This is a genomic window from Gryllotalpicola ginsengisoli DSM 22003 (genome assembly GCF_000419445.1).
Lineage (GTDB): Bacteria > Actinomycetota > Actinomycetes > Actinomycetales > Microbacteriaceae > Gryllotalpicola > Gryllotalpicola ginsengisoli.
This window is the reverse complement of sequence record NZ_AULK01000006.1, coordinates 78,357-98,886: the sequence shown is the minus strand read 5'-3', so window position 1 is coordinate 98,886 and position 20,530 is coordinate 78,357. Positions and strand designations below refer to the sequence as shown.

Genomic DNA, 20,530 nt, shown 5'->3' with positions numbered 1-20,530 from the left:
CGAAGTAAGCGAAAGGCAGGCAACGATGAGCACCAAAGACGGATCCCTCGGCCGCCGCACGTTCATGCGCGGCGCTCTGGCGACCGCAGTGGCGCTGCCCCTGGCGGGCACGCTGGCATCCTGTGCGGCTCCGAGCGGCAACTCCTCCTCGAGCAGTTCCGGCGCCAAGAAGAGCTCGGACAATCCGTTCGGTCTCTCCGAGACCGCGTCGATCGAGGCGGTGATCTTCAACGGCGGCTACGGCTACGACTACGTGCAGTACGCGGCCAAACAGGTTCAGAAGAAGTTCGGCAAGACCACGATCAAGGTCTCGCCCTCGACGCAGATCGCCCAGGAACTGCAGCCGCGGTTCGTCGGCGGCAACCCGCCCGACCTCATCGACAACTCCGGCGCCGGCGCGATCGGCTTCAACACGATCACCGATCAGCTCGAGACCCTCGACGACGTCTTCGAGGCGGACAACTACGAGGGCACCAAGATCTCCGACACGCTGTACCCGGCGGTCAAGGACCCGGGCACCTACTCCGGCAAGTTCGTCGCCCTGAACTACGTGATGACCGTGTACGCCGTGTGGTACTCGGCCTCGCTGTTCGACGAGAACGGATGGACCGCGCCGAAGACCTGGGACGAGACGCTCGACCTGGGCTCCAAGGCGAAGGCGAAGGGCAAGTACCTCTTCGTCTGGGGCAAGGAGGCGGCCTCGTACTACCTCACCATGGCGCTCGACTCGGCCATCAAGGAGGGCGGCAAGGAGGTGCGCCTCGCGCTCGAGAACCTCGAGAAGAACGCGTGGTCGCAAAAGCCGCTGATGGACGTCTTCAAGGCGCTGGAAACCGCCGTGAAGAACGGATTCTTCGTCCCGGGCGGCGCGGGCACGCAGTTCACCGCGGCGCAGGCGAAGTGGTCGAACGACGAGCAGGCGATCCTCTACCCCTCCGGCGGCTGGATCGAGAACGAGATGAAGAAGGCCACCAAGTCCGGCTTCAAGATGACCGGTGCGCCCGAGCCGACCGTCAGCGACAGCCCGACCATGCCGTACGAGTCGCTGCGCTCGGCGGCGGGCGAGCCGTTCATCGTGCCGAGCCAGGGCAAGAGCCCGGCGGGCGGCAAGGAGATCCTGCGCGCCATGCTGTCGAAGGAGGCGGCGACCAACTTCTCCAAGACCAAGCTGGCCCCGACGATCGTCAAGGGCCTCGTGCCCGACGACGGCTTCGGCTCGACGGCGCTCGTGTCGCAGACGAAGATGCTGGACGCCGCGGGCGACAACGTCTTCAACTACCAGTTCTACGACTACTACGGCATGAACACGGATGCGCTGGTGGTGTGGAACTCGTTCCTCTCCGGCAAGCTCGACGCGACCGGCCTCTCCCAGGGCATGCAGAAGATCAGCGACAAGGTGGCGAACGACTCCTCCGTCAAGAAGCTGAAGGTGACGGATTGACGCGATGACCAGTACGACGACGACGCCGGGCGGCCTTGAGCGGCCGGCCGTCCGGCGGCGCCGCCGCAAGCTCACGTTCGACCGGGTGAGCTTCATGGCGGTGTTCCTCATCCTGCCGCTCGCGATCTTCGTGATCTTCGTGATCTCCCCGTTCGTCCAGGCGCTCTACTACTCCCTGACGGACTGGACCGGCTTCTCGCCCACCATGGACTTCGTCGGCCTGTCGAACTACGTGAAGCTGTTCGGCGACGACATCTTCCTGCACGCCCTGCGCAACAACGTGCTGCTGGCCGTCGTCGTGCCGTTCGTGACGATCGTGCTCGCGCTCGCGATCTCGGTGATGATCACGATCGGCGGGCCCAGCAAGGGCATGATCCGGGGCCTGAAGGGCTCGAGCTTCTACCGGGTGATCTCGTTCTTCCCCTACACCGTGCCCGCCATCGTGATCGGCCTGATCTGGGCGGAGGTCTACGACCCCTCCGCCGGCCTGCTGAACGGCGTGCTCACGGGACTGGGCTTGAAGGGCTTCGCGGACTTCCCGTGGCTCGGCGACACCCGCACCGCCATGCCCGTCTCCATGTTCGTCATCGTCTGGAGCTTCGTCGGCTTCTACACCGTGCTGTTCGTCGCGGCGATCAAGGGCGTTCCGGCCGAGACGCTCGAGGCCGCCCGCCTCGACGGCGCCGGCCGGCTGCGCATGGCCGTCTCGATCGTGATCCCGCAGATCCGCGACAACGTGCAGACGGCGTACATCTACCTCGGCATCGCCGCGCTCGACGCCTTCGTCTACATGCAGGCGATGAACCCGGGCGGCGGCCCCGACAACAGCACCCTCACCATGAGCCAGGAGCTGTTCACCGTCGCCTTCCGCAAGGGCCAGTTCGGCTACGCGACCGCCATGGGCGTGGTGCTCGCGGCCGTGACGCTGCTGTTCGCCGCGGTCGTCTTCACCGTCAGCCGCCTCACCGCCGGGCGCGACGTGCCGCGGGCCGCCTCCGTGCGCCGCGCCGAGGCCGCCGCACCGCTCGCGAAGGAGTCCCGAGCATGACCGCGGTCACCACCGACAAGGCGCTGTCGTCCGCTCCGGCCCGCAGCAGGGTCTCCGGCTCCGGGGGCGATGCGGCCGTCGCATCCGTCTCTCATGTGCTGCTCGTGATCTGGTCGATCGTCGTGATCGTGCCGTTCCTGTGGGTGATCCTGTCGTCGTTCAAGACGACCAAGGAGATCCTCGCCAACCCGTTCTCGCTTCCTGCGCACTGGCAGTTCGAGAACTACGCGCACGCGTGGACGGATGCCGGCATCGGCCGGTACTTCCTGAACACGGTGATCGTGGTGGCCTGCGCGCTCGTGATCGTCATGCTGCTCGGCGCCATGTGCGCCTACGTGCTGGCGCGCTTCCAGTTCCCGGGCAACCGGGCCATCTACTACCTGATGCTCGCCGGGCTCACCTTCCCGGTGTTCCTCGCGATCGTGCCGCTGTTCTTCATCCTGCGGAACTCGGGGCTGCTGAACACGCTGCCCGGCCTGATCCTCACCTACGTGGCGTTCGCGCTGCCGTTCACCGTGTTCTTCCTCTACTCCTTCTTCAAGTCGCTGCCCGACGACGTGTACGAGGCGGCGCTGATCGACGGGGCGGGGGAGTGGCGCGCGTTCTTCCAGGTGATGCTGCCCATGGCCCAGCCCGGCATGGCGAGCGTGGCGATCTTCAACTTCCTCGGCCTGTGGAACCAGTTCCTGCTGCCCGTCGCGCTGAACACCGACGAGAGCCGCTACGTGCTGACCCAGGGCATGGCGTCGTTCGCGTCGCAGGCCGGGTACTCGGTCGACTTCGGCGCGCTCTTCGCCGGCGTGGTGATGACCGTGATCCCCGTGCTGGTGATCTACATCATCTTCCAGCGCCGGCTCGAGGGCTCGGTCTCGAGCGGCACCTTCCGCTGAGCGCGCCGCCCGGTGCACCGGGCGCCGGCCCGCGGGTGCGGCAGACTGACTGCATGCGGATCGTCGTAGCTCCCGACTCGTTCAAGGGCACCCTGAGCGCGCGCGCCGCGGCCGAGGCGATCAGAGACGGATGGCTCAGCCGCCGGCCCGACGACGAGCTGATCCTCGCCCCCGTGGCCGACGGCGGCGAGGGCACCCTCGACGCCTTCGCCGCCGCGGTGCCGGCCGCCCGCCGGCAGCCGCTCATGGCCGTCGGCCCCACCGGGGCCCCGGTGCGCGCCGACTGGCTGCTGCTGCCGCCCGGGCCGGACACCCCCGGCGGAACCGGCGTCGTCGAGCTCGCCGCCACGAGCGGGCTGATCCTCGTCGACGGGCCGCTCAGACCGTTCGACGCGCACACCTTCGGGCTCGGGCAGGCGATCGCCTCCGCCGTCACCCTCGGGGTCACGCGGCTGCTCATCGCGGTCGGCGGCAGCGCCTCCACCGACGCCGGAGCCGGCGCGCTCACCGCGATGGGCGCCCGGTTCACCGACGGCCGCGGCGTGCCCGTGCCGCTCGGCAACAGCGGCCTCGGGCGCGTCGAGCGCCTCGACCTCTCCGGCGTCGTGCCGCTGCCGCCCGGCGGCGCGGTCGTGCTGACCGACGTCGACAACCCGCTGCTCGGCCCGCGCGGGGCCGCCGCCGTCTTCGGGCCGCAGAAGGGCGCATCGACGGATGCCGCGGTGCGTGCCCTCGAGGCGAACCTCGCGCACCTCGTGCAGGCGGTTCCCGGCGGTGCCGAGCTCGCCGAACGCCCCGGCGCGGGCGCGGCGGGCGGCACCGTCTTCGGGCTCACCCTGTGGGGGGCGAGCGTGGCCCCCGGCGCCGTCGCGGTGGCAGACGCGCTGCGGCTGCCCGAGCTGATCGCCGACGCCGACCTGGTCGTCACCGGCGAGGGGAAGTACGACGGGCAGTCGGCGGGCGGCAAGGCCCCCGCCCACGTGGCCGCCCTCGCGGCCGAGGCGGGGGTGCCGGTGGCGCTCGCGGCGGGTGCCGTCGAGGCATCCGTCGAGCGCTTCGCGGCCGTCGCGTCGCTCAGCGAGCTCGCCGGATCGGGGCAGGCCGCGCTCGCCGAGCCGGCCCACTGGGCGCGGGAGGCGGGGGCGCACCTCGCCGCCGCGGGGGTGCCGGCATGATCCGCGAGCTGAACCACCTCGGCATCCTCGTGCGCGACTACGACGCGTCGGTCGCGTTCTACACGGAGCTCGGCGGCCGGGTCGTCTTCGAACGGCGGCCGCCCGAGCACGGCACGGACCTGTGCTACCTGCAGCTCGGGCAGGGGCTGATCGAGCTGATCGGGGCGGGGGAGCGCCCTCTCGGCGCCTCGCACCTCGCGTTCCTCGTCGACGAACTCGAGGCGGACTTCCGCCGGCTCGTCGATGCCGGATGCACGCCGACCGAGGAGCCGCACCCTGCGGCGACGGGCTTCGGCCGGCTCGGGTTCGTGACCGGGCCCGCGGGCGAGTCGATCGAACTGCTGCAGCGCGACGAGGTGTGGCGGCAGGCGCCCGTGCCGCACACCGAGGTCGAGGCGCTGGCGTGCTACGCGCTGCGCGCGCCCGACGCGGCGGCGGCGGAGCGGTTCTACCGCGAGGTGATCGGCCTGGAGGAGCGCGGGCGCGACGGCGAGCTGGTCTACCTCGGCCTCGGCGCCGACACGCTCGAGCTGGGCCCCGGGCAGGGGCCGTTCGCGGGGCTGGCGCTCGCGGTGCGCGGCGACCGGGCCGGCAGTGCGCTCACCGACCCCGACGGGGTGGCGGTGCGGCTCGAGGGCTAGCGCCCCCGCCGCTCGCAGGTCTCCATTCACGGCTGCGCCGTGAGTCGACCGACGGCTGACGCTGCCGCTCCCGCTGGTCGACTCAGCCGCGGCAGCGGCTGAATGGAGACCCGCGGCCCGCTACGCCAGCGCCTGGGAGGCGTAGCGCAGGTACTGCTCGCGGATCTCAGGGCGGAAGTCCGGCCCCGGCGACGCCGCGAGCGACACCTGCCAGGAGGGCCGCGACCCGGTCAGCGCCCACGCCGCCTGCACCGCGCCGCCGTCGGCGACGTACTCGCCGGGCTCGGGCACCACTACGGGCGCGTCGAAGATCTGGGCCGCCACCGCCTGCACGGCGGGGTTCTGCGCGGCGCCGCCGATGAGCAGCACGCGCGTGTCCTCCACGCCGACGGCGCGCACGGCGTCGAGGCCCGCGCCGAGCCCGGAGAGCATCCCCTCGATCGCGGCCCGCGCGAGGTTCTCGCGGGTGGTGGAGGCGAGGGTAAGCCCGTGCAGGCTCGCCTTGGCGTCGGGCAGGTTGGGCGTGCGCTCGCCCTCGAAGTACGGCACCAGCACGACCCCGCCCGAGCCGGGCTCGGCGGCCAGCGCCAGCCGGGCCAGCTCGTCGAAGTCGACGCCGAGCACGCCGGCGATCGAGCCGAGCACGCGCGCCGCGTTGAGCGTGACGACGATGGGCAGGTAAAGACCGGATGCGTCGGCGAAGCCCGCGACCGTGCCCGTCGGATCGGCGACGGGGTCCTCCGCGACGGCGAACACCGTGCCGGAGGTGCCGAGCGAGACGACGACGTCGCCCGCCGCGGCGCCGAGGCCGAGCGCGGCGCCCGCGTTGTCGCCCGCGCCCGGGCCGACCAGCACTCCCTCCGGCGTCTTCCCGGCCGACTCGCCCGGGCCGAGCACCCGCGGCAGCACCACGTCCCGGCGGCCGAGCGCCCGCTCGAGCAGCTCGAGATCGTAGTCATCGGAGAACGGCGACCAGTAGGCGGTGCCCGAGGCATCCGATCGGTCGGTCGTGAGCGCCTCGAGCACCGGGCCCAGCGGCGACTCGCCCGCAGGGCCGTAGCCGAGCAGGCGCCAGGTGAGCCAGTCGTGCGGCAGCGCCACGGCCGCCACCCGGGCCGCGTTCTCGGGCTCGTTGTCCTTGAGCCAGCGCAGCTTGGTGGCGGTGAAGCTCGCCACCGGAACGAGCCCCGCCCGCCGCGCGTACTCGTCCGCCCCGACCTCGGCGGTCAGGTCGGCCGCGGCGGCGGCGGAGCGGGTGTCGTTCCAGAGCAGAGCGGGGCGGATGACCCGGCCGTCGGCGTCGAGCGCGACCATGCCGTGCTGCTGGCCCGCGATCGAGATCGCGGCGACGTCGTCGAGGCCGCCCGCCTCGGCGATGGCCTGCTGCAGAGCAGTCCACCACGCGGCGGGGTCGACCTCGGTGCCGTCGGGGTGCGCGGCCCGGCCGGAGCGCACGAGCGCCCCGGTCTCGAGGTCGCGGATGACGACCTTGCAGGACTGCGTTGACGAGTCGACGCCGGCGACCAGAGTCATTGTTGCCTTTCGGTTTCGATACGCCCGCGGAGCGGGCTACTCAACCAACGGGGTTTCGATACGCCCGCTGCGCGGGCTACTCAACCAACGGGGTTCAGCGCGCGCCCATGAGGTGCTCGGTGGCCAGCTGCTGCAGGCGAACGAAGCCGAAGCCCTTGCCGCCGAAGTACGCGTCGGCGTCGAACTCCTCGTACGCCGAGGTGTCGGCCAGCAGCTGCTCGTAGCTCTCGCCCTCGCCCAGCGTCGGCACGGACAGCTCGGCGACCTTCGCGGCCTCGAGCGCCTCCTGCACCTCGGGGTCGGCGCGGAAGGCGTCGGCGCGCTCCTTGAGCAGCAGGTAGTTGGCCATGTTGGCCTTGGCCGACTCCCAGATGCCGTCCTCGTCCTCGGTGCGGCTCGGCTTGTAGTCGAAGTGGCGCGGACCCTCGTAGGCCGGGCCGCCGGCGGGGCCGCCGTGCTCGAGCAGGTCGACGAGCGCGAAGGCGTTGTGCAGGTCGCCGTGGCCGAAGACCAGGTCCTGGTCGTACTTGATCGAGCGCTGCCCGTTCAGGTCGATGTGGAAGAGCTTGCCGTGGTACAGCGCCTGGGCGATGCCGGCGGCGAAGTTGAGGCCCGCCATGGTCTCGTGGCCGACCTCGGGGTTGAGGCCGAACAGCTCGGGCTTCTCGAGCGAGTCGATGAAGGCGAGCGCGTGGCCCACGGTCGGCAGCAGGATGTCGCCGCGCGGCTCGTTCGGCTTCGGCTCGATGGCGAACTTGATGTCGTAGCCCTTGTCGGTGACGTACTGCGCGAGCAGGTTCACGGCCTCGCGGTAGCGCTCGAGCGCGGCCTGGATGTCCTTGGCCGAGTCGTACTCGGCACCCTCGCGGCCGCCCCACATGACGAAGGTCTTGGCGCCGAGCTCGACGCCGAGCTCGAGCTGGCGGATCACCTTGCGCAGCGCGAAGCGGCGCACCTGGCGGTCGTTGGAGGTGAAGCCGCCGTCCTTGAAGACGGGGGCCGAGAAGAGGTTGGTGGTGACCATCGGCACGATCAGGCCGGTGTCGGCGAGCGCCTGCTTCAGGCGGTCGATCTGCTTCTGGCGCTCGGCCTCGGTGGAGCCGAAGGCGAACAGGTCGTCGTCGTGGAAGGTCAGGCCGTAGGCGCCGAGCTCGTTCAGCTTCTCGACGACGTGCACGACGTCGAGGGCGGGGCGGGTCGGGCCGCCGAACGGGTCGTTGCCGGTGTAGCCGACGGTCCAGAGACCGAACGAGAAGCGGTCGGCCTTGGTGGGGGTGACAGTCATCGTGGTAGTCCTTCAGCTTCCTTGATGAGGCGGATGGGATTTTGTTGGTTCAACAAACTTATATCAAAACGAACGGATGCGTCGCCCGAGCGCGCCTCGTAGCCGCCGGCGAAGCCGCGCACGGCGATCCGGCCGTCCGCGTCCGTACGGACGACCGTCTCGTCGAGCCACCACTCGCCCTTGATCAGGGCGTGCAGCGCCGAGTACGACGGCTTGGGGGAGCCGTCGGCGCGCACGAGGCCGATCGGGGCGCCGAGCCAGGCCCCGGCATCCGTCAGCCCCCAGTAGGTGATCGCCTCGACGGCCGGGTGCGAGACGAGCGAGCGGTAGTGCCGCACGATCTCCTCCGCCTGCCGCGCCTCGCCCTCGGGCGTGGACGGCCACTCGTCGACCCGGTAGTCGTTCAGGTCCACGATCTCGGGCGGCATCAGGTGGCCGGAGACGAGCGAGGTCTCGGTGAGGTGCAGCGGCAGGCCGTAGCGGGCGAAGCGCTCGACCATGGCGAGCATCACCTCTTCGCCCCAGTAGCCCTGGTGCATGTGCGTCTGCAGCCCGATCGCGTCGATGCGGATGCCCGCCTCGAGCACGCCTTCGATGAGGCATTCGTAGGCGCTGGAGAGGTCGAAGTCGTTCAGCAGCAGCGTCGCGCTCGGGTTCGCGGCCCGGGCCTCCTCGAAGGCCAGGCGGATCATCGGGATGCGCCCCTTCGCCCGGGCCAGCGGCGTGATCGCGTTCTCGCCGTTGTCGAACACGGGCATGATCACGACCTCGTTGATCGCGTCCCAGGTGTCGATCAGTCCGGCGAATCCCTCGACCTCGCGGCGGATGCGCGCGCGCAGCAGCCGCTCGACCTCCTCGAGCGGCAGACCCAGCAGCCACTCCGGCTGCACGGTGTGCCAGACCAGCGGGTGGCCTTTGAGACGGATGCCGCGTGCCCGAAGCCACTCGGCCGTGCGCCGCAGCCGCTCCGTGTCGGGCCGGCCGCGCTCGGGCTCGAAGCGGCCCCAGTAGAACGGCAGGGTCGCCGTGTTGAACAGCTCGCCGTAGAGCCCGGCGAGGCGCTCGCCCGACCCGTCGGCGTCCTCGCCGTTCGCCGGGCCGATGAAGTCGAAGCCGATGTTGCCGAAGGTGAAGGCGTGGCTCGTCTGGCGGACGGCGACGTCGGTGTCGGGGAGCGGGCGGCCCGAGGCATCCGTGACCGTGATGACGGCTTCGCCGAGTCGGTGCGCGGGCGCCGCAGGGGCGCCGGAAACGTGGTGCATCGTCGTCGACCTCGCTCGGGGAATTGTTGCGGTTCGGAACTTATCAGCCGCGGGTCCGGTCCGGAAGGGGCGCGGGGCTCAGGCGGGCGCCGGCGCGGTGCTGTCGCGCACCACGAGCGAGGCGTCGAGGCGGATGTGCCGCTCCGCCTCGTTGCCGTCGAGCAGGGCGAGCAGCATGCGCAGCGCCTCGGCGCCCATCTCGCCGAGCGGCTGGGCGACCGTCGTCAGCCGCGGGGTCGAGCGCGAGGCGTCGGGGATGTCGTCGAAGCCGATCACCGACAGGTCCTCGGGCACGCGCAGGCCGAGCTCGTGGGCGACCTCGATCACGCCGAAGGCCGACAGGTCGTTGGCCGCGAAGACCGCGGTGGGCCGATCGGGGCGGGCGAGCAGCTCGCGGGCCGCTGCGGCGGCCTCCTGCCTGCGGTACTCGCCGTCGCGCACGAGGTCCGGGTCGAAGGGGAGGCCGGCCTGCTCGAGCGCCTCGCGGTAGCCGCGCTCGCGCAGGTGCGAGGATTCGAGGTCGCCGCGGCCGCTGATGTGCGCGATGCGGCGGTGGCCGAGCTCGAGCAGGTGGCGCATGGCCAGGTGCGAGCCGGCGACGTTGTCGGAGTCGATCGTGCTGGGCCCGCCGCGGCCGGTGTGCGGGTCGATGGCGACCACCGGGATCGAGGTGTCGGGCATCAGCACCGTCGGGGTCACCACGATCGCGCCGTCGACGAGGGTGCCGGCCAGTCGGGAGAGCGAGCGGCGCTCCCAGCCGGCGGGCGGCTCGGCCGCGAGCGGCCCGGAGTAGGCCAGCAGCTCGTAGCCCGTGCCGTGGGCCGCTGCGGAGATGCCCTTCAGCAGCTCGGAGGAGTACGGCTCGAACTCGGCGACCAGGATGCCGATGACGCCGGTGCGGCGCCGGCGCAGGCTGCTGGCCACCAGCGAGGTCTCGTAGCCGAGCTCGGAGACGACGCGCATCACCTTCTGGAAGGTGGCCGGGGCGACGCCGTCGCGGCCGTTGATGACCTTGGACACGGTGGCGACCGAGACTCCGGCCGCGCGGGCGACGTCGGTGATGGTCGAGCGCGCGGTGGGCGCGGAGAGGTCGGCGTCGGTCCCCATGACGGCAACCGTACCGGAATGCGGCGCCCCTGGGGGTGCGCGACTAAAACGTTATCGATATCGTTTGACAACCCGGTCGGCGGCGTGACAGGGTTCCTGTCGGCAGGCACCTGCCATACCCGTCAATGACGACCAAGGAGTTTCCACGATGACGAGGAAATTGCGCGGCGCGGCAGTGCTCGCGCTCGGCGCGGGGATCGCGCTCGCAGCTGCGGGCTGCGCCCCCAGCAGCAACGACGCCGGCGGTTCGGATGGTGGCAAAGTCACCCTGAGCCTCTGGACCAACTCCACCACGGGCCCGGGGCTGAAGTTCTTCAAGGACGCGGCCAAGAGCTACGAGGCCGACCACCCCAACGTGACCATCGACATCCAGTCGGTGCAGAACGAGGACCTCGACGGCAAGCTGCAGACGGCACTGAACTCCGGCTCGGCGCCCGACATCTTCCTGCAGCGCGGCGGCGGCAAGATGCAGGACATGGTCGACGCCGGCCAGCTGCAGGAGATCAAGCTGTCCGACACCGCCAAGGCCAACGCCGGCGACGCCGCCCTCGAGGGCGAGTCCATCGACGGCAAGGTCTACGCCGTGCCGCTCGACTTCCTGCCCGAGGGCATCTACTACAGCAAGGACCTGTTCAAGAAGGCCGGCATCACGCAGACGCCGACCACCCTGGACGAGCTCGAGGCCGACATCCAGAAGCTGAAGGACGCCGGCATCGCGCCGGTCGCCGTCGGCGCCAAGGACGCCTGGCCCGCGGCGCACTGGTACTACAACTTCGCCCTGCGCGAGTGCAGCGCCGACACCATGCAGTCGACCGCGAAGGACCTCAAGTTCGACGACTCCTGCTGGACGAAGGCCGGTCAGGACGTGGCCGACTTCATCAAGACCAAGCCGTTCAACGACGGATTCCTCACCACCCCGGCCCAGCAGGGCGCCGGCTCCTCCGCCGGCCTGCTGGCCAACCACAAGGCGGCCATGGAGCTCATGGGCGGCTGGGACCCGGGCGTGATCGCGTCGCTGACCCCCGACCAGAAGCCGCTGTCCGACCTCGGCTGGTTCCCATTCCCGACCATCGACGGCGGCCAGGGCGACCCGACGGCGCTGCTCGGCGGCATCGACGGCTACTCCCTGTCGAAGGACGCGCCGAAGCAGGCCACCGACTTCCTCGAGTTCCTGCTCACCAAGGACGAGCAGGAGGCCTACGCCAAGGCGTTCGACTCGATCCCGGTGAACAAGGATGCGCAGGAGGTCGTGACTGCGTCGTACAACAAGTCGGCGCTCGACGCCTTCAATAAGGCCGGCTTCGTGTCGCAGTACCTCGACACCCTGTACGGCTCCAACGTCGGCAACGCGATGAACACCGCGGTCGTCAACCTGCTCGCGGGCAAGGGCACCGCGAAGGACATCGTCAAGGCCGCGAACGACGCCGCAGCGAAGGGCTGATAGAGCATCATGAGCGAAACCCTGAGCACCGACCACGCCGGCCGGACGCTGCAGGGCACGTCCGAGGCCGGGGATGCGCGGACCGCGTCCCCGGCCTCGCCGCGGCCGGCCCGGCGCCGGGCCGGCCGGGCGCGCCTGCGGCTCGAGATCCTCCTGCTGGCGGGTCCCGCGGTCATCGTCTTCCTGGCCTTCGTGATCTTCCCGGTCATCCTGGCCGCGTACTACGGCTTTTTCCGCTGGAAGGGATACGGAGCCCCCACCGACTTCATCGGCCTGACCAACTACAAGCTGATCCTGGCCGACCCGCAGTTCCACCAGGTGCTGTACCACAACCTCTTCATCGTGGTGCTGTCCCTGATCATCCAGGGCCCGATCGCTGTCGCGCTCGCCCTGCTGCTGAACCAGAAGATCCGCGGACGCTCGGTCATCCGCGTGCTGATCTTCGTCCCCTACGTCATCTCCGAGGTCATCGTCGGCACGGGCTGGAGCCTGATGCTGCAGGACAGCGGCGCGGTCAACGACCTGCTGCAGCACATCGGCCTCGGCGCGCTCAAGGCCAGCTGGCTGTCCGATCCGCACATCGCGCTGTGGACCCTGATGGGCATCATCTCGTGGAAGTACATCGGCTTCGCGGTCATCCTCATGCTGGCCGGCCTGCAGTCGATCCCCGAGGAGCTGTTCGAGGCGGCCGCCATCGACGGCGCCTCCTACTGGCAGATCCAGCGCCGCATCACCCTGCCGCTGCTCGGCCCCACCATCCGCATCTGGGCGTTCCTGTCGATCATCGGATCGCTGCAGCTGTTCGACCTCGTCTACATCATCTGGGGCCAGTACGTGGCGTCCACCGCGGGCACCTCGACGATGGCGACCTACATGGTGCAGGAGGGCCGCGGCGCCGGCAACTACGGCTACGGCAACGCCGTCGCCGTCGTGATGTTCCTCATCTCGCTGATCATCGCGCTGATCTATCAGCGTTTCGTTCTGCGCCGCGACATGCAGGGCGCCGTCACGGAAGGACGCAAGTGATGTCCGCAATCGCCGTCGAAGCGGCCCCCGGCGGCAAGCCGGTCAAGCCGCGCCGCAGCCGCGAGGTGAGCTGGGGCAACCCGCTGACCTACTTCATCGCGCTGGTGTTCATCGCGATCTGCCTCGCCCCCGTCGTCTACATCGTGCTCGGCGGATTCCGCACCAACTCGCAGATCACCAAGCATCCGGCCGCCTTCCCCAGCCCGTGGGAGTTCGGCAACTACCTCGACGTGCTGAAGTCGGCCACCTTCTGGGGCGAGTTCGCGAACTCCACCGTGGTCTCCCTCGCGACCACCATCGGCGTCGTCGTGCTCGGCGTCATGGTGAGCTTCGTGCTGGCCCGCTACGACTTCGCGGGCAAGGGCGCGCTGTACTCCCTGTTCGCCGCGGGCCTGATGTTCCCGATGACCGTGGCGATCACGCCGCTGTACATCCTGGTGAAGGACCTCGGCATGATGAACAGCCTGGCCGGCGTCATCGTGCCGCAGATCGCCTTCTCCCTGCCGACGACCGTCATCATCCTGGTGCCGTTCCTCAAGGCGATCCCGGAGGAGATCGAGGAGGCCGCGTCGATCGACGGCGCCAGCCGTCTCGGCTTCTTCTGGCGCATGGTGATCCCGCTGTCGCTGCCCGGCGTCGTGACGGTCGGCATCCTCGCCTTCGTCGCCAGCTGGAACAGCTACCTGCTGCCGCTGTTCATCCTGAACGACCAGTCCACGTTCACCCTGCCGCTCGGCGTGCAGGCGTTCTCCTCGCAGTACTCGGTCGACACCGCCAAGGTGCTCGCCTTCACCTCGCTGTCGATGCTGCCCGCCCTGATCTTCTTCTCGCTCTTCGAGCGGCGGATCGTCGGCGGCCTGACCGGAGCGGTGAAGGGATGAGCGGCGTCGCGGACCAGGAGTTCGCCCGCGCCTCCGAGCGGGTGCGCGAGCTGCTCGCGCAGATGACGCTGGAGGAGAAGCTCGCCCAGCTGGTCGGCTACTGGCTCGACCAGAACGGCGTCGTCGCGCCGATGCAGAGCGAGATGGCCGCGGGCCAGAAGGGCTCGGATGCGCTCTCCGAGGTCACCCGGCACGGCCTCGGCCACTACACCCGCGTGTACGGCACCCGCCCGGTCGAGCCGGCCGAGCGGGCCGCCTGGCTGTGGAACGAGCAGCGCCGGCTGAAGCGCGAGACCCGCCTCGGCATCCCCGCGCTCGTGCACGAGGAGTGCCTGACCGGGCTGGCCGCCTGGCAGGCCGCGACCTTCCCGACGCCCCTGGCCTGGGGCGCCGCGTTCGACCCGGAGCTGGTCGAGCAGATCGGCCGCGCCATCGGCGACTCGATGCGGCAGCTCGGCGTGCACCAGGGCCTCGCGCCCGTGCTCGACGTGATCAGCGACCCGCGCTGGGGCCGCGTCGACGAGTGCATCGGCGAAGACCCCTACCTCGTCGGCACCGTCGGCAGCGCCTATGTGCGCGGGCTGCAGGACGCCGGCATCCACGCCACCCTGAAGCACTTCCTCGCCTACTCCCGCTCCCGCGCCGGCCGCAACCACGCGCCCGTGTACGCCGGCCCCCGCGAGATCGCCGACGTGTTCCTGCCGCCGTTCGAGATGGCCATCGCCGAGGGCGGCGCCAAGTCGGTCATGAACGCCTACGTCGACCTCGACGGCGTGCCGATGGCCGCCAACACCGAGTACCTGACCGGGGTGCTGCGCGAGCGGCTCGGCTTCGACGGCGTCGTGGTCGCCGACTACTTCGCGGTCGCGTTCCTCGAGGTCATGCACGCCGTCGCCGCCGACCGCGGCGAGGCCGCCGCGCTCGCCCTCGAGGCCGGCATCGACGTCGAGCTGCCCACGGGCGACGCGTACCTCGAGCCGCTGGCCGAGCGCATCCGCTCGGGCGAGTTCGACGAGGCGTACGTCGACCGCGCCGTGCTGCGCGTGCTGCGGCAGAAGGAGGAGCTCGGCCTGCTCGAGCCCGACGCCTACGAGGACGAGCCGCCGACCGAGATCGACCTCGACTCGCCGCACCACCGCGAGCTGGCGCGGCGCCTGGCCGAGGAGTCGGTCGTGCTGCTGGCCAACGACGGCGTGCTGCCGCTCGCCTCGCCCGGCAAGGTGGCCGTGATCGGGCCGAACGCGCACCGGGCCGAGGCGCTGCAGGGCTGCTACTCCTTCGCGAACCACGTGCTGGCGCACCACCCCGGCGTGCCGCTCGGCTTCGAGATCCCCACCGTGTACGAGGCGCTGGGCGGGGCGTTCGAGGCGGCGGGCATGCCGCAGCCCGAGCTCGTCTACGCCGAAGGGTGCACGGTCGAGGGCGACGACACGTCGGGCATCGCGGATGCTGCGGCCGCCGCCGCGGCATCCGATGTCGCCATCGTGGTCGTCGGGGACCAGGCCGGACTGTTCGGCCGCGGCACGGTCGGCGAGGGCAACGACGCCGAGTCGCTCGAGCTGCCCGGCGTGCAGCGCGCGCTCGTCGAGGCCGTCGTCGCGACCGGGACCCCCACCGTGATGGTGCTGCTGACCGGGCGGCCGTACGCGATCGGGTGGGCGCTCGATGCCTCGGGGATCGGTCGTTCAGCGCCGGCTGCGGTGCTGCAGGCGTTCTTCCCGGGCGAGGGCGGCGGGCTCGCGATCGCCGACGTGCTCACCGGCCGGGTGAACCCGTCCGGCCGACTGCCCGTGTCGCTGCCCCGAGGGGCCGGTGCGCAGCCGTACAGCTACCTGCACCCGATCCTCGGGGGCCCGAGCGACGTGACCTCGACCGACTCGACGCCGCTGCGCCCGTTCGGCTTCGGCCTGGGCTACGCCGGATTCGCCTACTCCGACCTCGCGGTCGACTCGGAGGCCGCCACCGGCGGCGCGTTCACCGCGGCGGTCACCGTGACCAACACGGGCGAGGTCGCCGGCGCCGACGTCGTGCAGCTCTACGGGCACGACGTGCACGCGAGCATCACCCGGCCGGTCGTGCAGCTGCTCGGCTACCAGCGCGTCGAGCTCGCCGCCGGCGAGTCGAAGCGGGTCGAGTTCACCGTGCCGGCCACGCGTTTCGCGTTCAGCGACCGGCGGATGCGCAAGGTGGTCGAGCCCGGCGACGTCGAGGTGTGGGTCGCCTCGCACGCCGGCATGACGCAGGCGGCCGACACGACGGAGAGCACCGGCGGCGCGATCGTCAGCGACAAGCGCGCGGCCCGCCGGGAACTGCCCGGATCGACGACGCCGCGCGCGATCGTGGCACTCACCGGGCCTGTGTACGAGGTGACGTCGGCCGACCCGCGTCTCGTGACGGCGCAGGTGCGCGAGGCCGAGCCGGCCGAGTCGGTCGCCGGCTGAGCGCGGGCAGCTCTCGTGAGCTGCCCGCACCTCCCGCCTTCAGAACACCCCTGACGCGTTCAGAACTCCGGTGATTTCGGCTTCGCTCTGATCCGCACCCGCGGAATCCCGGGCCCCGCCGGTGCGTGGCGGCTGAAATCACCGGAGTTCTGCGCAGACGGCGCCGGGTGAGGCCGAGGGTGCCCGTGCTGCGCACGGGTGCGATACGTTCGGATGAGAGACGAAGGAGTCCTCGTGATAGCACAGCCCCTGCGCGTCGCGATGATCGGCTACGGCTTCATGGGCGCCGCCCACAGCCAGGCCTGGCGCGTCGCCCCCCGGTTCTTCGACCTGCCGTTCGCCCCCGAGATGACGGTCGTCGTCGGCCGCAACGCCGAGAAGACCCGCGCCGCCGCCGAGAAGTACGGCTGGGCCGAGGCGGCGACTGACTGGCGCGAGGTCGTCGCCCGCGACGACATCGACCTCGTCGACATCTGCTCGCCCGGCGACAGCCACGCCGAGGTCGCGATCGCCGCCCTCGAGGCCGGCAAGCACGTGCTGTGCGAGAAGCCGCTCGCCAACACTGTGGCCGAGGCGGAGGCGATGGCGGATGCGGCCAGGGCGGCGGCCGCCCGGGGCATCCGTGCCATGGTCGGGTTCTCGTACCGCCGCGTTCCCGCGCTGAGCCTCGCCCGCGACCTCGTGCGCGACGGCCGCATCGGCGAGGTGCGGCAGATCCGCGCCGCGTACCTGCAGGACTGGCTCGTCGACGAGAACGGCCCCATGACCTGGCGGCTGGACAAGAAGCTCGCCGGCTCGGGCGCGCTCGGCGACATCGGCGCCCACGCGGTCGACGCGACTCAGTTCATCACGGGGCAGCGGGTCGAGAAGGTGTCCGGCTACCTGCGCACCTTCGTCACCGAGCGGCCGCTGCTGGCCGAGACCGTCGGCCTGTCGGGCACCGCGTCGAGCGAGCGCGGCACCGTCACCGTCGACGACGCGGCCTGGTTCACCGGGCAGCTCTCGGACGGCGCCGTCGCGAGCTTCGAGGCCACCCGATACGCGACCGGGCGCAAGAACGGGCTCAAGCTCGAGATCTTCGGCTCGCGCGGGGCGGTGGTCTTCGACCTCGAGCGGATGAACGAGCTCGAGTTCTACGACGGCACGGATGCCGCGGGCGAGCAGGGCTTCCGGCGCATCCTCGTCACCGAGCCCGAGCACCCGTACGCCGCCGCCTGGTGGCCGACCGGGCACGGGCTGGGCTACGAGCATCCGTTCTCGCATCAGGTCGTCGACCTGCTGAACGACATCGCCGCCGGCCGCGACCCCGAGCCGGGCTTCGACGAGGGGCTGCACGTGCAGCGCGTGCTCGACGCCGTCGAACGCTCGGCCGCCGCAGACTCCACCTGGATCACCGTCACCGAGGAGACACGCGCATGACGAGGCCCGTCACCCTGTTCACCGGCCAGTGGGCCGATCTGCCCTTCGAGGAGGTGGCCCGGCTCGCGGGCGAGTGGGGCTACGACGGCCTCGAGATCGCCGCGTGGGGTGACCACCTCGACCCGAACCGCGGCGCCACCGACGACGACTACATCGCGGAGAAGCTCGCCGTTCTCGAGAAGAACGGGCTGAAGGTCTACGCGATCTCGAACCACCTGAAGGGGCAGGCGGTCTGCGACGACCCGATCGACCAGCGGCACCGCGACATGCTGCCCGACACGGTGTGGGGCGACGGCGACCCCGAGGGGGTGCGGCAGCGCGCCGCCGAAGAGCTGAAGAACACGGCCCGCACCGCGGCGCGCCTCGGGGCGAAGGTCGTCACCGGCTTCACCGGCTCGTCGATCTGGAAGTACGTCGCCATGTTCCCGCCCGTGTCGGAGGAGCTGATCGAGGCCGGCTACCGCGACTTCGCCGACCGGTGGAACCCGATCATGGACGTCTTCGACGAGGTCGGCGTGAAGTTCGCGCTCGAGCCGCACCCCAGCGAGATCGCCTACGACTACTGGACGACCCAGCGCACCCTCGAGGCGATCGGCCACCGCGAGTCGTTCGGCCTGAACTGGGACCCGTCGCACATGGTCTGGCAGGACCTCGACCCGGTCGGCTTCCTCTGGGACTTCCGCGACCGCATCTACCACGTGCACTGCAAGGACACGAAGCGCCGGCTGAACGGCCGCAACGGCCGGCTCTCCTCGCATCTGCCGTGGGCCGACCCGCGCCGCGGGTGGGACTTCATCAACACCGGGCACGGCGACGTGCCGTGGGAGGACGCCTTCCGGATGCTCAACGCCATCGACTACCAGGGCCCGCTCTCGGTCGAGTGGGAGGACGCCGGCATGGACCGCCTCGTCGGCGCGCCGGAGGCGCTCGCCTTCGTGCGCCGCTTCGCGTTCGACGCCCCCGCCGCGGCCTTCGACGCGGCCTTCAGCACGAAGGCGCAGCCGAATGAGTGAGCCGACGACGCCGGCATCCGTGCCCACCGGCGCCACCGAGCCCACGCGCCAGGCCCTGATCGTGCGCGGCGGCTGGGACGGCCACCAGCCGGTCGAGACGACCGAGTTCTTCATCCCGTTCCTGACCGAGCACGGCTTCGAGGTGCGCGTCGAGGAGGGCACCGCGATCTACGCCGACGAGACGTTCATGCACACGGTCGACCTGATCGTGCAGGTGAACACCATGAGCACCATCGGCAGCGACGAGTTCGCGGGCCTGCAGCGCGCGGTGCTGAACGGCACCGGCATGGCCGGATGGCACGGCGGCATCGCCGACTCGTACCGCGACAACGCCGACTACCTGCACATGATCGGCGGCCAGTTCGCCCACCACGCCGGCATCGCCCCCGAGCTGCGGAAGGGCGAGCAGTCCGACAACTACCTGCCGTACACGGTGCACATCACCGAGCTCGGCAAGACGCATCCGATCACGCAGGGCGTCCGCGACTTCGACCTGGTCACCGAGCAGTACTGGGTGCTCTCCGACGAATACAACGACGTGCTGGCGACCACGACCCAGGCGGTGCGGCCGTGGGATGCGTGGAACCGCCCGGTCACCTCGCCCGCGATCTGGACCCGGCAGTGGGGCAAGGGCCGCATCTTCGTCTCGGCCCCGGGCCACCGGCTCGAGATCGTGCAGGAGCCGCACGTGCGCGCCATCATCGAGCGCGGCATGCTCTGGGCCGCGCGCGCCACGTCCCCTGAGGAGCCGCGTGGCGGCGTCTCGAAGGCGTTCCCTGAGGAGCCGCGTGGCGGCGTCTCGAAGGGGGCGACGTATGCCTGAGCCGCAGCGCCCCTTCCGCGTCGGCATGATCGGGGTGGGCGTCATCAGCGCCCAGTACTTCGCGAGCCTGGAGAAGCTGCCCAAGCTGAAGCTCACGGCGGTCGCCGACCTCGACCAGGCGCGGGCGGCCACGGTGGCCGCCGAGCACGGCGTCGACGCGCGCACGGTCGACGAGCTGCTCGCCTCCGACGACGTCGACGCGGTGATCAACCTGACCATCCCGGCCGCCCACGTCGAGATCGGGCTGCGGGCACTCGCGGCCGGCAAGCACGTCTTCGCAGAGAAGCCGCTCGGGCTCTCCACGGCCGAGGCGCGGCCGCTGCTCGACGCACAGACCGGCGGGCTGCGGGTCGGCAGCGCGCCCGACACCGTGCTCGGCACCGGCATCCAGACCGCCCGCAAGCTGGTGGATGACGGGGTGATCGGGCAGCCGGTCGGCGCATCCGTGCACTGGTCGTCGCCCGGCCACGAGAGCTGGCACCCGGCGCCCGGGTTCTACTACCAGCCCGGCGGCGGCCCGCTGTTCGACATGGGGCCGTACTACCTGACCAGCCTCGTGACCCTGCTCGGGCCGGTCGTCAAGGTGTCGGGGCTCGCCTCGCGCTCGGGGCGCGAGCGGGTCGTCGGAAAGGGCCCCCTCGCCGGCACCGTGCTGCCCGTCGACGTCGACACGCACGTCACCGCCCTGCTTGAGCACGAGGGCGGCGCGATCTCGACGGTCACCGTGAGCTTCGAGGTGTGGGCGTCCCGCGCGCCGCTGTTCGAGCTGTACGGCACGGAGGGCACGCTGGCGGTGCCCGACCCGAACCGCTTCTCGGACCCGGTCGAGGTGTTCGCGGCGGGGTCGGAAGCGTGGCGCACCGTGCCCGAGTCGGCGGGCTACCGCGACGCCGGCCGCGGGTACGGGCTGGCCGACATGGCGGCGGCGATCGCGGCCGGCACCCCGCACCGCGCCTCGGCTGAGCTGGCGTTCCACGTGCTGGAGATCATGGAGGCGGTGCTCTCCGCCTCGGCCTCCCGCTCGACGGTGACGCTCGCCAGCACGGCGCCGCGCCCCGCCCCGGTGCCGCTCGCCGACACGCCGTGACGGGGCAGGTATGTGCG

Annotated in this window: 17 protein-coding genes; 13 read left to right on the top strand and 4 right to left on the bottom strand. The window is 71.0% G+C overall.

The genetic code is table 11. From position 1 onward, the window contains the following. Nucleotides 1-25: 25 nt before the first annotated feature. Genes ngcE through H563_RS0111660 form a run of 5 tightly spaced genes read left to right on the top strand, consistent with a single transcriptional unit; the run spans nucleotide 26 to nucleotide 5,195 of the window. Entirely contained in the window at nucleotides 26-1,441 is a 1,416-nt protein-coding gene (ngcE, locus tag H563_RS0111680; protein WP_022882788.1) for an N-acetylglucosamine/diacetylchitobiose ABC transporter substrate-binding protein, read from the top strand. A gap of 4 nt (nucleotides 1,442-1,445) precedes the next feature. Next, nucleotides 1,446-2,489: a carbohydrate ABC transporter permease gene (locus H563_RS16405; protein ID WP_022882787.1), complete on the top strand. Its 1,044-nt coding sequence runs from the start codon at nucleotides 1,446-1,448 to the stop codon at nucleotides 2,487-2,489. Next, entirely contained in the window at nucleotides 2,486-3,379 is an 894-nt protein-coding gene (locus H563_RS0111670; protein ID WP_022882786.1) for a carbohydrate ABC transporter permease, read from the top strand. The genes H563_RS16405 and H563_RS0111670 overlap by 4 nt, the downstream gene beginning before the upstream one ends. Before the next feature lie 53 nt (nucleotides 3,380-3,432). Further along, on the top strand, nucleotides 3,433-4,554 hold the full coding sequence (locus H563_RS0111665) for a glycerate kinase (RefSeq protein ID WP_022882785.1): 1,122 nt from the start codon (nucleotides 3,433-3,435) through the stop codon (nucleotides 4,552-4,554). After that, nucleotides 4,551-5,195, top strand: a complete 645-nt coding sequence (locus H563_RS0111660; protein WP_022882784.1) for a VOC family protein — start codon at nucleotides 4,551-4,553, stop codon at nucleotides 5,193-5,195. Before H563_RS0111665 ends, H563_RS0111660 begins: the two co-directional genes overlap by 4 nt. A 120-nt stretch (nucleotides 5,196-5,315) precedes the next feature. On the opposite strand, the gene xylB is transcribed toward H563_RS0111660, so the two are convergent. The 4 genes from xylB to H563_RS0111640 all read right to left on the bottom strand — a co-directional run bounded on the left by xylB (nucleotide 5,316) and on the right by H563_RS0111640 (nucleotide 10,382). Next, nucleotides 5,316-6,728, bottom strand: a complete 1,413-nt coding sequence (gene xylB / locus H563_RS0111655; RefSeq protein WP_022882783.1) for a xylulokinase — start codon at nucleotides 6,726-6,728, stop codon at nucleotides 5,316-5,318. A 94-nt stretch (nucleotides 6,729-6,822) separates the two neighbouring features. Beyond that, nucleotides 6,823-8,013: a xylose isomerase gene (xylA, locus tag H563_RS0111650; protein ID WP_022882782.1), complete on the bottom strand. Its 1,191-nt coding sequence runs from the start codon at nucleotides 8,011-8,013 to the stop codon at nucleotides 6,823-6,825. Next, complete coding sequence (locus tag H563_RS16400; RefSeq protein WP_022882781.1) at nucleotides 8,010-9,275, bottom strand: endo-1,4-beta-xylanase; 1,266 nt, start codon at nucleotides 9,273-9,275, stop codon at nucleotides 8,010-8,012. Before H563_RS16400 ends, xylA begins: the two co-directional genes overlap by 4 nt. A gap of 78 nt (nucleotides 9,276-9,353) precedes the next feature. Then, the gene (locus H563_RS0111640) at nucleotides 9,354-10,382 is read right to left on the bottom strand and encodes a LacI family DNA-binding transcriptional regulator (RefSeq protein ID WP_022882780.1); all 1,029 of its coding nucleotides are present in this window, start codon (nucleotides 10,380-10,382) and stop codon (nucleotides 9,354-9,356) included. 148 nt (nucleotides 10,383-10,530) lie between these two features. Between H563_RS0111640 and H563_RS0111635 the strand changes: the two genes are divergently transcribed. From H563_RS0111635 to H563_RS0111600, 8 genes are all read left to right on the top strand, one after another. Beyond that, nucleotides 10,531-11,823: an ABC transporter substrate-binding protein gene (locus tag H563_RS0111635; protein WP_027479381.1), complete on the top strand. Its 1,293-nt coding sequence runs from the start codon at nucleotides 10,531-10,533 to the stop codon at nucleotides 11,821-11,823. Nucleotides 11,824-11,832: 9 nt separating this feature from the next. Continuing rightward, nucleotides 11,833-12,849: a carbohydrate ABC transporter permease gene (locus H563_RS0111630; RefSeq protein ID WP_022882778.1), complete on the top strand. Its 1,017-nt coding sequence runs from the start codon at nucleotides 11,833-11,835 to the stop codon at nucleotides 12,847-12,849. Next, complete coding sequence (locus H563_RS0111625) at nucleotides 12,849-13,730, top strand: carbohydrate ABC transporter permease (RefSeq protein WP_022882777.1); 882 nt, start codon at nucleotides 12,849-12,851, stop codon at nucleotides 13,728-13,730. Before H563_RS0111630 ends, H563_RS0111625 begins: the two co-directional genes overlap by 1 nt. Beyond that, a complete protein-coding gene (locus tag H563_RS0111620; protein ID WP_022882776.1) occupies nucleotides 13,727-16,171 on the top strand; it encodes a beta-xylosidase/alpha-l-arabinosidase in 2,445 nt (814 codons plus the stop codon). The genes H563_RS0111625 and H563_RS0111620 overlap by 4 nt, the downstream gene beginning before the upstream one ends. 261 nt (nucleotides 16,172-16,432) lie before the next feature. Continuing rightward, nucleotides 16,433-17,590, top strand: a complete 1,158-nt coding sequence (locus H563_RS0111615) for a Gfo/Idh/MocA family protein (RefSeq protein WP_027479380.1) — start codon at nucleotides 16,433-16,435, stop codon at nucleotides 17,588-17,590. Then, nucleotides 17,587-18,603, top strand: a complete 1,017-nt coding sequence (locus tag H563_RS0111610; RefSeq protein WP_022882774.1) for a sugar phosphate isomerase/epimerase family protein — start codon at nucleotides 17,587-17,589, stop codon at nucleotides 18,601-18,603. Before H563_RS0111615 ends, H563_RS0111610 begins: the two co-directional genes overlap by 4 nt. After that, on the top strand, nucleotides 18,596-19,426 hold the full coding sequence (locus tag H563_RS16395; RefSeq protein ID WP_022882773.1) for a ThuA domain-containing protein: 831 nt from the start codon (nucleotides 18,596-18,598) through the stop codon (nucleotides 19,424-19,426). Before H563_RS0111610 ends, H563_RS16395 begins: the two co-directional genes overlap by 8 nt. Further along, a complete protein-coding gene (locus H563_RS0111600) occupies nucleotides 19,419-20,513 on the top strand; it encodes a Gfo/Idh/MocA family protein (protein ID WP_022882772.1) in 1,095 nt (364 codons plus the stop codon). Before H563_RS16395 ends, H563_RS0111600 begins: the two co-directional genes overlap by 8 nt. The last annotated feature ends 17 nt before the right edge of the window (nucleotides 20,514-20,530 follow it).

Bases quoted from the DNA above. Each gene is read 5' to 3' on its own strand.
- xylA (WP_022882782.1), bottom strand. From the start codon at position 8,013: ATGACTGTCACCCCCACCAAGGCCGACCGCTTCTCGTTCGGTCTCTGG.
- H563_RS0111625 (WP_022882777.1), top strand. From the start codon at position 12,849: ATGTCCGCAATCGCCGTCGAAGCGGCCCCCGGCGGCAAGCCGGTCAAG.
- H563_RS0111610 (WP_022882774.1), top strand. From the start codon at position 17,587: ATGACGAGGCCCGTCACCCTGTTCACCGGCCAGTGGGCCGATCTGCCC.
- H563_RS16400 (WP_022882781.1), bottom strand. From the start codon at position 9,275: ATGCACCACGTTTCCGGCGCCCCTGCGGCGCCCGCGCACCGACTCGGC.
- H563_RS0111615 (WP_027479380.1), top strand. From the start codon at position 16,433: ATGATCGGCTACGGCTTCATGGGCGCCGCCCACAGCCAGGCCTGGCGC.
- H563_RS0111660 (WP_022882784.1), top strand. From the start codon at position 4,551: ATGATCCGCGAGCTGAACCACCTCGGCATCCTCGTGCGCGACTACGAC.
- H563_RS0111635 (WP_027479381.1), top strand. From the start codon at position 10,531: ATGACGAGGAAATTGCGCGGCGCGGCAGTGCTCGCGCTCGGCGCGGGG.
- H563_RS0111640 (WP_022882780.1), bottom strand. From the start codon at position 10,382: ATGGGGACCGACGCCGACCTCTCCGCGCCCACCGCGCGCTCGACCATC.
- H563_RS0111670 (WP_022882786.1), top strand. From the start codon at position 2,486: ATGACCGCGGTCACCACCGACAAGGCGCTGTCGTCCGCTCCGGCCCGC.
- ngcE (WP_022882788.1), top strand. From the start codon at position 26: ATGAGCACCAAAGACGGATCCCTCGGCCGCCGCACGTTCATGCGCGGC.
- H563_RS0111665 (WP_022882785.1), top strand. From the start codon at position 3,433: ATGCGGATCGTCGTAGCTCCCGACTCGTTCAAGGGCACCCTGAGCGCG.
- H563_RS0111630 (WP_022882778.1), top strand. From the start codon at position 11,833: ATGAGCGAAACCCTGAGCACCGACCACGCCGGCCGGACGCTGCAGGGC.
- H563_RS16405 (WP_022882787.1), top strand. From the start codon at position 1,446: ATGACCAGTACGACGACGACGCCGGGCGGCCTTGAGCGGCCGGCCGTC.
- H563_RS0111600 (WP_022882772.1), top strand. From the start codon at position 19,419: ATGCCTGAGCCGCAGCGCCCCTTCCGCGTCGGCATGATCGGGGTGGGC.
- xylB (WP_022882783.1), bottom strand. From the start codon at position 6,728: ATGACTCTGGTCGCCGGCGTCGACTCGTCAACGCAGTCCTGCAAGGTC.
- H563_RS0111620 (WP_022882776.1), top strand. From the start codon at position 13,727: ATGAGCGGCGTCGCGGACCAGGAGTTCGCCCGCGCCTCCGAGCGGGTG.
- H563_RS16395 (WP_022882773.1), top strand. From the start codon at position 18,596: ATGAGTGAGCCGACGACGCCGGCATCCGTGCCCACCGGCGCCACCGAG.